This is a genomic window from Legionella anisa (assembly GCF_001467525.1).
Classification (GTDB): domain Bacteria; phylum Pseudomonadota; class Gammaproteobacteria; order Legionellales; family Legionellaceae; genus Legionella; species Legionella anisa.
Window position 1 is genome coordinate 633561 of the sequence record NZ_LNXS01000054.1, and the last position, 14084, is coordinate 647644.

Consider the following 14084-nt stretch of genomic DNA (forward strand, 5'->3'; position numbering starts at 1 on the left):
GTAAATTCATTTCGTTTGTTTTATTATTATCCGGATTAATAAAGTGCATAAGGTCAAGTCTTTTTGCCTATTTATATAAAAAAAAGCAAAAGACAAGACCTGACCCCACGAAATTTTATTTTGCCTATTTATCTAAAAAGCAAGACCTGACCCCACGAAATTTTAATATTTTGGTGTCGATCCAGTGTGGATGAGAATTATCTTTGTGATTTTCTTCCTCGTAGGAGGCACAGCGCTTATCGCCCTAATTTAAGAGAGGAAAATGGCTCAAAGAGCCTTATGAGCTTGTTTTTACTCTCAAGCCCATAAGGTTAAAGTGAGACAGTTAGGAGTGTTGATATTCCATTGAAACTTTAGGTGACGTTAATAATTCGTTGAATGCAGCACATGATTCTGCGGCACTTGGTCGTAATGCAGGATCTTTATTGGTCATTTTTTCAAGCATTGAATAAATACCCTCTGCCTGTTCCGCCGTAAAACCATATTTCCTTTGCATCTTGGTAATTGCCCCTTCTTCGCAATCCCCTTCTCCAAAGATAATATCCATTTTGGGAGCCAAGAAGGCAACTGGGGCCGGAGGATCATTAGGCAATGTCAACAATTTATACGTAGTAATTTCTAATATTAAGGCAATTGTTATACCTGCAGAATAAACATCAGTTGCGTAGCTATTTGGTATGCCTTTTAGTATTTCAGGTGCTGCTGTAAGGGGTATACCTGCATTTCCTCTTTTTTCACCTTCCCTGCTTGATAAATTGAAATCAAATAATGCTGCTGAGAGGGGATGTTTTCTTAATCCCAAATTATGTATCCCCACATCAGAATGAATGATTTTTCTTTCATGAATTTTCGCCAAGCTCTCAAGTAATCCCCGAATCGTCACACATCGCTCTTCCACAGAAAGATTAAATTGCATGTTTCCCGGATCTTGATTAATAAGGTAACGTGATACTTTTTTACCAACATAGGGCATAAAAAATTGATGTTGTGAGGTATCAACGTGAGTCCCCATTAACATGCCAACATCTTTTAAAAACTCACCTTCTCGTTCAATCAGTTTAAAATCGCTGTGGTGTTCATGCTTAATTACTTTCACAACCATTTTTTCCTGACGCCCATCAAGGTGTTCCACTAAAATCTTCTTCGCAGTCCCAAAACCTCCACCACCAAGTTTCTTCGAGGCAATTAATTTAACTGAAATTTTGCCTTGTGAGTCGGGCAAGTCAATATCTATAGTTTGATTTACTTTTTGTTTCCAAGTGCCAGGGACATCACGAGCAACAAGCTCCTCGAGTGTTGGCCTTTGTGAGGAAAGTTCTGCCTCTGGAGACGGTTGGTCATAACGATAAATTCTTCCATTGATTATGCGTGATTCATATAATTTCTCTGTTTTTTTCCTATCGTTTGGTTCAGTTACATTAACTTTTTTCAGCGGATCGTTTGCACTATGCGACACATCTCTAACAGCAATATCATCCCCACCAGTATCCATCGTGGAAATAAATTGCGTCTTGGATCCTTTATGATCACGGTGATAAATTATGCCATTAGCCATATAAGAACTCTTTTCTGATGATTGATTTGCTTCCAAGCGCTCACCCTTCGTGATAGTTCTTTCTTGAGATACTGGAATTGATGTTTCATCTTGCTTTGCTTGAAATTCTTTCTTTGAAGGCTTTTGGGATAGAAGACTTCTATAAAGATCCATTGTTGCTTCCCGAGACATGTTTGCCCTTTTTCCTTTTTCATATTGGGCAAGCATTTTCCGCGCCTCCTCATCACTCATTAATTGTCTTTCAATATGAGCAGGAGGTGATTTAATCGATTGATAAAGCGCATTACCAGTAATTGACTGATGGAGTTGTTCTTTTGTTGAGTCTGTTTGTTTTTTTCCATCCGTAGATGGATTTTTTTCTTGAGTTGCAGGAGCTTTATGGGGGAAAATTTTTCTTTTGGTTGCTTGTAATGCTCGCGAAATGCTTAAACCATTTTCTTGCTTTTTATCTGTATCCTTTTTACTTGAGTCGTTTTTAGAGTTCTTCTTCATAATTCGCCTAATTGATTTAAAATTAGGCAATTATACTCCCCAAAGCTTAAGGCAGCCTGAGTTGGAATTAAAAAGAAAATAAAGTGCATAGGGTCAGATCTTGCCTTTTGCCTATTTATCTAAAAAAGCAAGACCCGCCCTGAGATAGTTAATTATTATTTCAAGTGGATAAAGGAAAAACCTGACCCCATAACCTACCTTGCTGTTGCGAATAAATTCCTTCACAGGCGTTACATAGGCTGCGCCTTTAAATCGTGAGGATGTTCCTGAGGCATAAAAATATGCGTGTGTTCGACAAAATTATTTTTACTTTGGATGTAGATCGTGTTCTCACCAGGTACAAAACATACCGAATAGTATTGTCCTGCGTCAATTTTGGGACTCATTGTTGCAAGTGAATTGATTTGGATGCCTTCAGGTAGTCTTTTCTTTAATTGCTCCAGATCAAAATAATCCCCATTATCCACTACAACAATGTCTATTGTTGAATTTTTTTGCAACCCTAACTCCGCATTGGTATATAGAGGTTGCAAATCCAGATACGCTTTTTTGGGCGTGCTGAAAAAAAACGGGTTATCGCTTGCACCGGTTATGGAAGCAGGAGAAACATGAAGCATGAGATACTGATTACGGCTATCACGAATAATTACCGTATGACAATTGGTAACCCTGGTGGATAATAATCGAACGGGGTAGTCTTCGGTGCCTTTTAGATCAACAGGTTTTCCAACTCGTTCACCCTCTTTATAGTGGGGTGAGAGTAACTTATGAATCATTCTCGTTTCAGGGTCATATTGTGCTGCTTCATCCGTTCCAAGTGAAACAAACCCAGGTTGCATTTGATATTGACTATCTTGTCTCCTAATTACTGTCTCAATGGGAAGCGTACTAAAATGCTGAAGAGATAGAATAGCGTCCACATCTAATCGATCACAAATAATCCCTTTTTCTTTAAATAACTCAGTTGGATATTTAAAATAATGGTCTTCCTCTTTCCACCAATTAAATTGTTCCAAATTATCTTTCTGACCTGTTATCAATGAGATTCGAAAATAGAATTGAATCGCTTGGATAAACGATTCTTTTGAATCGATTCGAATATTTTGTGGAAAAATTGCTATGAGTTGGTTTAGCTGTTCTTGAGTCTTTATTTGTTGCAGCCATTCTATTTTTAATTGAACCGCTGCATCCGTTAAAATTTTAATCGCCTGATAGATAGGAGGACATTCAGCAATTCTTTGTATGGGAACACTTGCATTTTCTCGATTTAAATAATTCTGTTGTTCCGCTATATCATAAAGTTTTAAAATAAAATTGGGTAACAGGGACAACTTATCATCGCTTTTTTCGATATATTCCAATTCAGCTATTAAATTATCTTTTTGGGGAAGTGATATTTGAGAACGGATATATTTTTTGGCTAAGTCATACATTTTATTACCTTTTGTAAGAATTGAATTGCGCGCCAATGATCCATATGTTGCGCGATTATATCAATTTGGCCCGAATATGTACAATTTATGTGGCAAGCGTATGTCGAGACTTGGCCTATAGCTGTCAAGCTAAGGATGCGATTTATTTAGAGGTAAATCCTGGTTGCAAGCAACCAGGTTTGGACTTTATGAGTTGTTCATAGAGATTAGGAGATCAGAAGAACTGGTTGAGGTCAAATTATCCTCTTGGAGTTGCTTCACCATTTGTCTGAATTGATGTGTTCTATCTCTGAAGTCATTTACAGGATCTGTTTTTGCTGGTGAGTGAATTGAATGAACTATTGTGGGAATATCCTCTGGTTTTTTGGGTGGGTTTACATCCTTAAAACAACAATAAGTAGATAACCATTGAAACAATGGCTTTATATTGCCAACAATAGGCTCTGCTACCTGTTGAAACACACTGGGCCCGTTCATTGAATTTGCAAAACTTACAACACAATCACCAGTTTCCATGTCCATAGCACAAAATGAAATAGAGCCCGTATTATTCCCCCAATGAAAGGCAATGGTTTTTCCTGTGTCTTTGTCACTATAAACGCCCATCCCCAAACCCCATTGGACGTGTGAGGTTTCAGGCGAGGTCGTTGGGGGTAGACTTGATAGAACGCCGGTCAGTAATGTGGATTTAAGATGTTCGTTTTTAAAGCAATATTGCAAAAAGGTAATGTAGTCCTCTGCGGTTGTAAGCATCGATCCAGCAGGGCCACCAGGAACATTGTCGGGTAATGGGGGTAAAGGACTAAGGGGACCATCAGGAGGGGGATCGGCCATGTGTGCTTTGGCCACATCGCGACGCGTACCATTGAGATAGCCATCTGGCAACTGCCTCATAAAGGTAGAACTCTCCATACCCACTTTTTTAAAAAAATCTTGAGCAATTTCTTCCCACTTTTTACCCGTTTTTTTCTCAAGAACCTCCTTTAAAAACTCAAGCGCTACTCCTGAATAGGTGAATCGACTGTTAGGGGTTGCGATAAATTTTTTTCCATCATCACCATCCTGACCAAAGTTTGCCAGACCCGAACATTGTCCAATAACCATACGCGTTGTAAGTGTTCGATAATGAGGGTCTTGCTTAAGTTCTTCGGGGCCATAGTCAACAATATCCGCTAGAGGTGTGTTTAGATCCCATTTGCCTTGAGCAACCAAATCTAAAACAATCGCAGCTGATACAGGTTTACTGAGGGATGCCGCTTGAAATAGAGTATTTGTATCAACACGGTTTTGTGTTGATGTGTCAGTCTTTCCGTACGCCACAGCATCGCGGGTACCTTTTTGACACCAAGAGAACGATAATGCTGGAATATTTGCATTACCAAGCAGTTCACCCCTTAATTCTTGTCGCTCTTTCATAAAACTCCTTATGATACATTTGTATAAAAATTATACCAAAATAGGATTAAGTAAATATTACCTCTTAATAATTTCATAAGAAATAGCTTGTATAATATTGCCCCCTTGGAGTCTGTATGCACTTCGATATGTTAATAAAAGCATAATTTTTAAATGGTAAAATGGCTTATTTTTAAGTAATTTCAAAAATAATATGTCTAGAGCTAAATTTTTTAAATCAAACCGGACTCATGTAATTGAGCTTTATTGTTATAGTGATGAATATACGAAACAAGCTCATCATGAAATAATTTCAGGTGCCGATTCGGGCCCAGTTCTGACCGATTCGTCTATGCTCCTGATCCGGAAAAATTTAATCTGGTTTTAAAAGAGGCTAGGGAAAGAAGTTATACCCAGCCAATCATAAATCTTTATGAGCCAGATAATATTAAATACTTATTATCTCGACTAAGTCATGCTGATTCTATACTTATTAACGGGCAAGGTGACACTCATGAGCAATTAATTGCAGGACGTACTGCTGAAGAATTAGTAGATATACTTGAAAATGATTTGGGGTTAAAAGAAATATCACTAAAAAATTTGGATATAGATTCTTGTATGATGGGAAGAGTTGAAAGCTATCGCGATGAATTAAAATGTCACTTAAAGAATTTTCAAACAATAACAACATATACCGATTTATGTACAGCGTCACGAAGTAGCGGAAAACCTTACAGGATGTGGATAGAAGAAAGAGCGGATGGAGATTTTTTTTATACCGAAAGCGAAATAAATAAAAAAGGGACCCGCATTATTGAATATACGGATACCTATAAAAATCTATTAAAAGAATTTTGGAAAGCAAACGACAATAACCCAGAAGAAATTGATCTATCCAAGTATATCGATATTTTGGTAAAACCAACATGTTGATTTCATAGAGTAAAACAGGGTCAGATCTTGCCTTTTGCATGTCTATATAAAAAAGCAAAAGACAAGATCTGACCCTTGAAGTAACCAAATAAATTTTACTTATTAGGTAGGAAGCAAAATGAATCCATCTGAGCTTTTTTATCTTTTCTGATTATATCCTGTTTGTGAAAAATACGGTATGTACTTAATCTCAAATGATATATTTGATTCGTGATGTACAACTCGCTATAGTCGAACTAAGTCAAATCTCAGTAATATATTTTACAACATGCCTGAGAAAATCTATTGGGTTTATATTTTGCGATGTAACAATCAAAGTTATTACACAGGATATACAGATAATCTTGAAAAACGTTTTCAAGATCACATTGCAGGTAAAGGGAGTAAATATACGCGAAGCTTCAAACCTCTCTCGATTGCTCAAAGTTGGGAGATAAAAGGCGATAAATCAATAGCCATGTGCATAGAGCGTTATATTAAAAAACTTTCTAAAGTTCAAAAGGAACAACTAATACTCAATCCATATTCTGATACTTTTATAAATATTTTATCCAATAAGTTTTAAAACAACTGAATCCTCTACACCCCATTATTCCTCACGGGTAAAAGCGTCGCATCAATTAAATTTAGAGTAAAACAGGGTCAGGTCTTGCCTTTTGCATGTCTATATAAAAAAGCAAAAGACAAGATCTGACCCTTGAGGTACTCAGAAGAACAAAAGAACTTAAGATTAGCAACCCGTGGGGCAGCAGTTACGCAATGTGGAACAGTGGAGAGCATTGCGGCTCTCTGCCCTCTTATTGAGTTATTTCCTTCTAATTGATTTGAATTATCAAATACTTTATCATCTCCTCTTGAATCAAAATCCAGAGTAAGAAATAAATGCAAAATGTAAAAAAATGTTTGGCTATAGCGCTAATAACGTTGATTCCTACCCTGTCTTTTGCAACTCTAAGACCATTTACTAACAGAGATTGCACCGCTTTAGCGATGCCTAAAACGGTCTTATTAGTTCACGCATCATGGTGCTCACATTGCAAGGCTTTTTTGCCGGTGTATGAACAAGTTTCTGATAAAGAAAAATACAAGGATTGGATTTTCTATCAAATGGTCAATGATAAATTTGAAAATGTTTGTGGTACTGCTATTAGAGGTGTTCCTGTCACTTTTAAAAATAATATGAAAAACAATTTTATGGGAAACAGGTCGCAATCAGCCCTGGAAGAATTTTTAGATTCGAATGCATAAAATAGACTTTGTAGAAACTGTCTTGAAATAAATGTTCAAGACAGTAAGTAGGTTGGCCTTTTATCTATTTATTTAAAAAAACCAATCAAATCTGCCTACATTGATCCTGATTCGATTTTTACTGGGTTGTGATACAATTTAAACCAGTCAGTTTATATAAAAAAATATTATGTTTTTTAAAGCGGAAAAAAAATCACCCTCTCTAGAAATTGTGCAGTCTTTTGCTGATGTTTATTACCCTACTCTAAAATTGCATCCGAAAATGCTTGAGCAATTATCATGGTTGCAAAACAACTCGGTTAATACCAGTCAGTCTAATGTTCATTTAAAACAAGATTTCGTCAACATTGAAGTAAAACGGATATTATCTCGATTTTATTCTTTTAAACTCCTAATGGAGGGCGGCTCATTAGCTTATGCAACATTTGCTCAATCGCAAACAGAAGATGTAGTTTTAAGTGAAGATAATTTCAATCGTTTATCACATTTTATTCAAGAGCTAACTCCTGATGCACGTGAATGTCTCATGGCAACATGCTTTATTACAAAATCGGATCAAGCAATTATGGCAGTTCCTGAAGAGCAACGAAGCAAGTTACCAGCAGATAGCGAACAATTCATTACACATACAGTTACTCATTTTCCCAAGTTATTTCCTATTTGTACTTTACTTACCTCAGAAGCCGTGGATTTATTACCCTATGCTTTTTATAAAAATAGTCATGCACGACAAATACTTGATATGGAAGGTGGATATAACATGGTCTCCAATATGGCAGCGGCCATACGTAATGGGGAAATTACAAAGGAACAATATAATCTTTGGTTTGCTCGTTGGATTATAAACATCGCAGGGTTAGATGGCCATATCAATCATAAGGGTTCAATTTACTTAACAGAACCAGTTGCCAATTGCATATGGGCATTGAAATTAGAATTAGATCAATTATGGTTAAATCCTAAGCACCAAGTTATAGATAATTATTTGGCATTTAGAGAAAAACAACTTGAAGTAAATAATAAATATATTGCATATTTAGGGGCTATAATGAGGCAATATAGTCCAACCAAAGGGCTAGAAATTCAGACTTGGTTTGAAAGCTTGAGCCAAAGTGAACAACAAGAAAGAATACAAGTCTTTAAAGAACAATTAGAACAAACTAAAGTAACGCCAACATTTAAACCCCCAGTTTTGGTAAGTCTTCTGCAATTAGGTTGTCTAGTGCCTGATGCACTCACAATATTTACTGAAATTGAATCCCAGGCAGCGCAAATTTACACTGCAGCTATCGCAAATGGCCGCGTTTCTGAAAGTACACCACTTTCTTATAGAAACGTAGCATTTAAAGAGCTTTTATCTCCTATAAAAGATTTTTATAATAGAAACCATTGCTTACCTGAATTAACCATAAATTCAGATGGATATTTAATTGTAACAGCAGAAGCTTTACAAGAAGAAAATACGGTTAAAAAGGTTGTATAGAGTTTTGGAATCGATGGGGTCAGACTCGATTGATAAATAACCATTTCAATCAATATGGATTGATATTAGAGATAGTCTTAATTACACTCACAAAATCTATGGAAACAAAAAAAGAGTTTTTTACAAACCAATCGAGTCTGACCCCATTGATCTCATGCGCTGAGTTTTTGTTAATTTTAGGAGAATAAGGGTGAAAAGTAACATGATAAATAACTCTGGTTTTAGTTATTGGTTAAGCAGTATTGCTTGCCTTACCTTTCTTACATTAGTAAGCGATAGTGCAGCTGCAGGGGTGGTGTCTTTAGGGGAAATGGCAGAATCAATTACTGGATCATTTACGAGCCTGGCTAAATTGATTACTGCTGGTGCTTATTTGGCTGGCTTGGGATTTTCTATCGGAGCTATTATGAAGTTCAAACAGCACAAAGATAACCCGACTCAAATTCCAATTGGAACGCCAATAGCCCTAGTCTTTATTTCTGCCGCTTTATTATTTCTACCGTCAATTTTAGGTGTAACAGGTACAACAATGTTTGGATCTGCCGGCGGTCAAACTGCAGGACCTAATGGTGTTGTTTTTATAGCAGGAAATCAGTAGGATTGCTGGTTCTACGCCTTTTCGCAAGCATTTTTCGCGCACCAAACAATGGGGCCTGACTCGATTGGTTACAAACCAATCGAGGCTGACCCCATTGAGCGTGATCATTTTCCCAAAAATGACTTACCCATACTCATGCCTTTGTCTATGCCTTCGTTAAGTAAATCTTCTCCCTTATCGATCACTGATCCCATTTGATTCTGTCCTCCTTCACTTCCTTTTTTCTGCAAAAGCGAATCAAAGTTTTTAGGCAGCATAGATGAGGCTAACTGCATCGCAGAATCTGGACTAAACATACCCCCTGAAGGAGCACTCATGTATGAGCTTTGCTCATCATTAGGAGACTGGTTTTGAGCTTGCTTTTGATTTTGAGCATCCTGATTTTGTTTTTGTAACATCTTTTGAGCTTCATCCGCAGCGATCTGCGCGGCAACTATTCCGACTATCTGGGCCATAATAAATATCTTTTAATAAACTACCATATGTTAAGGATAGCACAAATAATGAACACATTTAAATTTGTCGACACGGTAGTTAGGTTCAATTGATTAGAGTAGCACATTTTTTCAATGAACGTTTTTTCTTGAGGAAAATTATATATCATTGATCCGATTTGTTATAATTCATAACCCATAATGTAAATGATTGCGAACAGCCCATGTCATCTTTAAACTTCAAGCCCCTGTTTTATATCAGAAATAAACACATCCAAACGATATTGAGTTCCAAAAAAAAACCTATTATCGGAGATATGGTTCGGAATGAAATTGCTATAACTTTAACAGTGAAAACGAATGAAACGGTATATTTGACAGGGCTATTTTCACCGCAACCTAACCAAACGGCAAAAGGCCTGGTAATTCTTCTTCATGGCTGGCTCGGTTGTGCTCAATCCACGTATATGTTGGGCAGAGGCGAACAGCTCTATCAACAAGGCTATGAAATTTTTCGTCTCAACCTGCGGGATCATGGCCCCACCATTGGATTAAATAAAGGTATATTTCATGGGGCTCGGCTCGAAGAAGTTTTTCAAGCAATAAAACAAATTACAGCCAATTCAGGATTACCTACTACCTTAATCGGCTTTTCTATGGGAGGAAGTTTTGCTTTAAGAATAGGTTGGAGAGACAGTTTTGAATCACAGAAAATATCTAATTTAAAACAGATTATCGCTATTTGTCCCTCCGTTAATCCAGAACAAGTGACGAGAGCTATTGATAATTCCGATATATATCGGCGTTATTTTATTGCCCGATGGAAAAAAAACTTAATCGAAAAACAACGCTGTTTCCCTGAGCTATACGATTTTAATACCATTGTTTCGCAGAAAAAAACTTGGCAAATAACAGAAGAATTAATAATAAAATATTCTGAATTTAACGACCTTGATGCTTACTTCGCTGAATATCATTTTTCGCCCGAAAAGCTTAAAGCAGTATGTGTACCCATGACTATATTAACCGCAGAGGACGATCCGGTAATTCCAATTGATGGTTTTAATGAACTTAAAAATATCAATCCGCTATTAAAATTACATGTTACCCATTACGGCGGCCATGTAGGTTATATCTATAATTTTAGAGGCGACTCTTGGCTTGATACCATATTACCGGAGTTAATATAACGTAAAAATCCAAGCGTACCAACAGCAATAGCAAACCATCGAGTCGGAATGCAATGGATCCACCTGGATTGCTGCTGATTTATTGGTAATTCCAGCAAAATGAATACTTGGTTAAGGTGAATTTAATCAATTTTTAGAAAACAAACTCTTCATGATAATCCATGTAATAAAACCGCATATGCCAATCAATACTACAGCAGGGATAATATTGTGTAGAGGCAAAAATGAGATGGCAGCGAGATTTAAAGCGATTGCTAAACAAGGTACCAATAAGGGAATTCTAAATATTTCAGTACTAATTCTCTCTTTTTTTGTATTAAGTTTAATTTTTATTAGTGCGAGGTTACTTAATGAAAATACGATCAAAACTATTGCGCTTGTAGAACTTGCCAGATCGCCCAAATTACTTGTTAATACCAAGCAAAGTACTATTGGAAAGATCAGAAATATAGCACTATAAGGGGTATGAAATTTGCTGTGAACCCTCTGTAACGATTTCGGTAAAAGATTTTCTTTGGACATCCCATAAAGCAGACGCGATGCTGTAATGTAATTTAATAAAGCTGAATTGGAAACTGCAAAAATGGCAATAACTGAAAACAAAGATTTGGGAAGAGCAGGAGAAGCTTTGCTAACTACGTCTAATAAAGGAGCTTCAGAGTAACTCAATTCACTCCCTGGAATAATCGCTGTCGCTACCCAACTTACTCCTAAGTACATAATCCCAGCAATTCCAACAGAGGATAATATAGCACGAGGTAGATTCTTTTTTGGTTTCTTAACTTCTTCTGCAATATTCGCCATATCTTCAAATCCTGTGAATGCAAAAAAAGCTAAAGCTGTTCCTTGAAGTACATCACCTATTCCAGGCGTTTCTGTAGGAGTGGCAATAACGTTGCTATGATGTGCTGCCAAATACCAAAATCCACAACCAAGCACTATAAGTAGACCACTTACCTCAACTGAGGTACTTATTATATTAGCCATTGATGATTGTTTGATACCGCGTAGATTAATCAAGAGTAAAATAAGCAAAAAACCGAAAATATCCAGTCTACCGGGGATATTAAATCCTAAAGCTCTCAGATATCCAGCAAATGCATGCGATAAAGTGGACATAGAGAGAACCGTAGCGCAAAAGAGTAACAACCCTGTTAATATCGAAAACCACTGAGTACCAAAAGCCTCATGAATATAAATCGATACTCCACCACTTTTAGGAAATCGACTCCCTAATTCACTATAAGATAGCGCTGTGAGTGAGATAATCCCCATTGCAATGGCAAATGAAAACCAAGTTAATGAACCTGCATGACCTGCAATTTTCCCTACAAGGGCATAAATTCCAGCACCAAGAATATCACCCACACCATATATAATTAAAGCACCTAAACCAAGAGCTCTAATTAATTCTGATGAAGAGTTTTTATTCATTTCAAGTCCTTTTAAGCATAAGAGAAAACACTCAATTTAACATTAGGCCCACTTATTTGTTTGCATGAAGAAACCAAGATATAGTGCGCTTGCGTGTAAACACATTATATAGCATCGAAGAATAATGTCTGCATGCAGACACAATTAATGTGTTTATTGACATAGGCAATTGTTTACCATTCCTCGAAAATTACAATTCAATGAATCAATCGAGTCTATCCTCATTGATCTCGATCTATGATCTAGAACCAAATTATGCACCTTCTTTGGGAGCAGTTGCTTTGTCAGGTTTAGGTGATGATTTTTTTACGGTTTTTTTGGGGGTTGCTTTTTTTGCAACTGACACGTCAGCAGCTTTTGAGGTTTTTTTGGGAGCTGGTGTTTTTACGGTTTTTTTCGCAAGTTTTTCACCTTGAGCGTTCTTGTTGTTTTTTGCATGTAGGATTAAATTTGCTTTTTCTTTTAATGTACGTCTTATGGCTTTGAACTCTTCTGTACGAATTTTAGCAAGTTCCTTTTGATGTGCAGCACCAATTAATACATTTCTCTCGATTTTTTCAGATAGTAATGCGTATTTTTTTAGTAAGTGTCGTGCATTTTTAGCCAGCTCTGTAGAATCAATCTTAGCTGGAAATTCTTTAATCTCAGCAACAATTTTTTTAATTTTTGTTAATTCTATTGGAGTTCCTTGTCCCATGATGACTCTCTCTTTTGATAGAAGTAAAAAAAGTATAGCCCATGGTTCGGGGTTCTTCCACACCCCCTAAGTAACTACAGCGAAGATAAGTTTGATGCGTTCAGTTTATAATCAATCGAGTCTGACTCCATTGATCTATTATTTTTTAGCAGTAATCATAAATATTCTTTGATAATGGGGTCTGACCCCATTGATCATCCAGTTAATTAATCCGGCTTAAATGATTCACCAGAATATTCATCAGAATCCTCTTCTTCAGAGGAAGAATCTCCGTTATAACTCCAATTTTCCCATATATCTCCAATAGAAAACTCATCTTTTAAGGCATCATATTGCCCTCGTAAGACACTATACTCATGGTTTAACTCGATGTATCTTTCTCTATCACTTTCAAATTGATCCCATTGAATTGAATGCACCTTAACACTAAATTCTTCTAAATAGTTATGTAAATTGGCTGCGAGATTATAGTCGTAAAGATCGAAATCAGCATTATTGACTAAAACATGTTGTATCATGAGTTTTGTTTTTAATTGCAATATCTCTACTTTTAACTGACAAATTTCTTTGAGCACTCCGGTATTATCCTTTAGGAATAAATGAGTAAAGTTGGAGAGGAGGTTGTTAACAGTACTTTGTATTTTTTCTTTTTCTTTTAATAGCTGTGAATTGAGCTCATTACTCAATATTTCACTATAAGAGGTTTCAATGTGAGACATATCCTTCCTTAATTCTTCACTGACTACTTTATAAATATCAAACACCTTCTTATTAGAAGGATTAATAAAAAAACGGTTCGAATACGACATATATACTCCGAAAGCACAAACACATTAACTAATTATACAATATGAAAATTAAATGGTCATTTTATGATGGATTAAATTGGGAAGAATCAACAAGAGATAGAGGGTCAGATCTTGCCCTTTGATACATCGGAAAATAATTATCAAGAATTAATCCCTGACTCGCTGTCTTTTATGGATAAAGGCAAAAAGCAAGATCTGACCCCTAGACTCGCTTGCCCCCTAGACTCGCTAGACTTGTTTAACTTTTTCAAATGAGCAGAAAACTCACGATCAGTCGTTGGGGCGCTACACTAACTCCCCACCACAACAACGAATCAAATTTCAGAATGCTAAAAAATTTGGCAATGGACTGCATCCGAGATTCTTTGCGTCGCAAGCAT

General features: G+C 36.5%; 13 protein-coding genes and 1 pseudogene. 7 read left to right on the forward strand and 7 right to left on the reverse strand.

Annotated features, from left to right (window positions below):
* Positions 1-178: 178 nt before the first annotated feature.
* Positions 179-253 (forward strand): annotated as a pseudogene (locus Lani_RS21255) (PspC domain-containing protein); the annotation flags it as partial.
* A 72-nt stretch (positions 254-325) separates the two neighbouring features.
* Here the strand turns inward: Lani_RS21255 and Lani_RS19175 are convergent.
* The 3 genes from Lani_RS19175 to Lani_RS19185 form a co-directional block, all read right to left on the reverse strand.
* The gene (locus tag Lani_RS19175) at positions 326-2047 is read right to left on the reverse strand and encodes a protein kinase domain-containing protein (protein ID WP_019233972.1); all 1722 of its coding nucleotides are present in this window, start codon (positions 2045-2047) and stop codon (positions 326-328) included.
* Between the two features lie 230 nt (positions 2048-2277).
* Positions 2278-3480 carry a hypothetical protein gene (locus tag Lani_RS19180; protein WP_019233971.1) on the reverse strand — a complete coding sequence of 401 codons (1203 nt, stop codon included), beginning with the start codon at positions 3478-3480 and terminating at the stop codon, positions 2278-2280.
* 186 nt (positions 3481-3666) lie between these two features.
* Positions 3667-4896 carry a serine hydrolase domain-containing protein gene (locus Lani_RS19185; RefSeq protein ID WP_058388753.1) on the reverse strand — a complete coding sequence of 410 codons (1230 nt, stop codon included), beginning with the start codon at positions 4894-4896 and terminating at the stop codon, positions 3667-3669.
* 600 nt (positions 4897-5496) lie between these two features.
* Between Lani_RS19185 and Lani_RS21000 the strand changes: the two genes are divergently transcribed.
* The 5 genes from Lani_RS21000 (at position 5497) to Lani_RS19210 (ending at position 9140) form a co-directional block, all read left to right on the forward strand.
* A complete protein-coding gene (locus Lani_RS21000) occupies positions 5497-5811 on the forward strand; it encodes a hypothetical protein (RefSeq protein WP_019233969.1) in 315 nt (104 codons plus the stop codon).
* 268 nt (positions 5812-6079) lie between these two features.
* Entirely contained in the window at positions 6080-6376 is a 297-nt protein-coding gene (locus Lani_RS19195; protein WP_019233968.1) for a GIY-YIG nuclease family protein, read from the forward strand.
* A 317-nt stretch (positions 6377-6693) separates the two neighbouring features.
* Complete coding sequence (locus Lani_RS19200) at positions 6694-7059, forward strand: thioredoxin family protein (protein ID WP_019233967.1); 366 nt, start codon at positions 6694-6696, stop codon at positions 7057-7059.
* Positions 7060-7228: 169 nt separating this feature from the next.
* On the forward strand, positions 7229-8542 hold the full coding sequence (locus Lani_RS19205) for a hypothetical protein (protein ID WP_019233966.1): 1314 nt from the start codon (positions 7229-7231) through the stop codon (positions 8540-8542).
* Between the two features lie 190 nt (positions 8543-8732).
* Positions 8733-9140: a hypothetical protein gene (locus Lani_RS19210; RefSeq protein WP_019233965.1), complete on the forward strand. Its 408-nt coding sequence runs from the start codon at positions 8733-8735 to the stop codon at positions 9138-9140.
* Between the two features lie 104 nt (positions 9141-9244).
* Here Lani_RS19210 and Lani_RS19215 read toward each other — a convergent pair whose 3' ends face one another.
* The gene (locus Lani_RS19215) at positions 9245-9595 is read right to left on the reverse strand and encodes a hypothetical protein (protein ID WP_019233964.1); all 351 of its coding nucleotides are present in this window, start codon (positions 9593-9595) and stop codon (positions 9245-9247) included.
* 296 nt (positions 9596-9891) lie between these two features.
* On the opposite strand from Lani_RS19215, the gene Lani_RS19220 reads away from it, so the two are divergent.
* Positions 9892-10764 carry a YheT family hydrolase gene (locus tag Lani_RS19220; protein WP_160163608.1) on the forward strand — a complete coding sequence of 291 codons (873 nt, stop codon included), beginning with the start codon at positions 9892-9894 and terminating at the stop codon, positions 10762-10764.
* A 126-nt stretch (positions 10765-10890) separates the two neighbouring features.
* Here the strand turns inward: Lani_RS19220 and Lani_RS19225 are convergent, their stop codons facing one another.
* The 3 genes from Lani_RS19225 to Lani_RS19235 form a co-directional block, all read right to left on the reverse strand.
* Positions 10891-12198: an APC family permease gene (locus Lani_RS19225; protein WP_019233962.1), complete on the reverse strand. Its 1308-nt coding sequence runs from the start codon at positions 12196-12198 to the stop codon at positions 10891-10893.
* A gap of 253 nt (positions 12199-12451) precedes the next feature.
* The gene (locus Lani_RS19230) at positions 12452-12895 is read right to left on the reverse strand and encodes a hypothetical protein (protein WP_019233961.1); all 444 of its coding nucleotides are present in this window, start codon (positions 12893-12895) and stop codon (positions 12452-12454) included.
* A gap of 206 nt (positions 12896-13101) precedes the next feature.
* Positions 13102-13704: a hypothetical protein gene (locus Lani_RS19235; protein WP_019233960.1), complete on the reverse strand. Its 603-nt coding sequence runs from the start codon at positions 13702-13704 to the stop codon at positions 13102-13104.
* Positions 13705-14084: the final 380 nt, after the last annotated feature.

Excerpts from the sequence above, each read along its gene's own strand:
- Lani_RS19205 (WP_019233966.1), top strand. The coding sequence starts at position 7,229 with ATGTTTTTTAAAGCGGAAAAAAAATCACCCTCTCTAGAAATTGTGCAG.
- Lani_RS19225 (WP_019233962.1), bottom strand. The coding sequence starts at position 12,198 with ATGAATAAAAACTCTTCATCAGAATTAATTAGAGCTCTTGGTTTAGGT.
- Lani_RS19220 (WP_160163608.1), top strand. The coding sequence starts at position 9,892 with ATGGTTCGGAATGAAATTGCTATAACTTTAACAGTGAAAACGAATGAA.
- Lani_RS19230 (WP_019233961.1), bottom strand. The coding sequence starts at position 12,895 with ATGGGACAAGGAACTCCAATAGAATTAACAAAAATTAAAAAAATTGTT.
- Lani_RS19215 (WP_019233964.1), bottom strand. The coding sequence starts at position 9,595 with ATGGCCCAGATAGTCGGAATAGTTGCCGCGCAGATCGCTGCGGATGAA.
- Lani_RS19180 (WP_019233971.1), bottom strand. The coding sequence starts at position 3,480 with ATGTATGACTTAGCCAAAAAATATATCCGTTCTCAAATATCACTTCCC.
- Lani_RS21000 (WP_019233969.1), top strand. The coding sequence starts at position 5,497 with ATGATGGGAAGAGTTGAAAGCTATCGCGATGAATTAAAATGTCACTTA.
- Lani_RS19185 (WP_058388753.1), bottom strand. The coding sequence starts at position 4,896 with ATGAAAGAGCGACAAGAATTAAGGGGTGAACTGCTTGGTAATGCAAAT.
- Lani_RS19195 (WP_019233968.1), top strand. The coding sequence starts at position 6,080 with ATGCCTGAGAAAATCTATTGGGTTTATATTTTGCGATGTAACAATCAA.
- Lani_RS19235 (WP_019233960.1), bottom strand. The coding sequence starts at position 13,704 with ATGTCGTATTCGAACCGTTTTTTTATTAATCCTTCTAATAAGAAGGTG.
- Lani_RS19200 (WP_019233967.1), top strand. The coding sequence starts at position 6,694 with ATGCAAAATGTAAAAAAATGTTTGGCTATAGCGCTAATAACGTTGATT.
- Lani_RS19175 (WP_019233972.1), bottom strand. The coding sequence starts at position 2,047 with ATGAAGAAGAACTCTAAAAACGACTCAAGTAAAAAGGATACAGATAAA.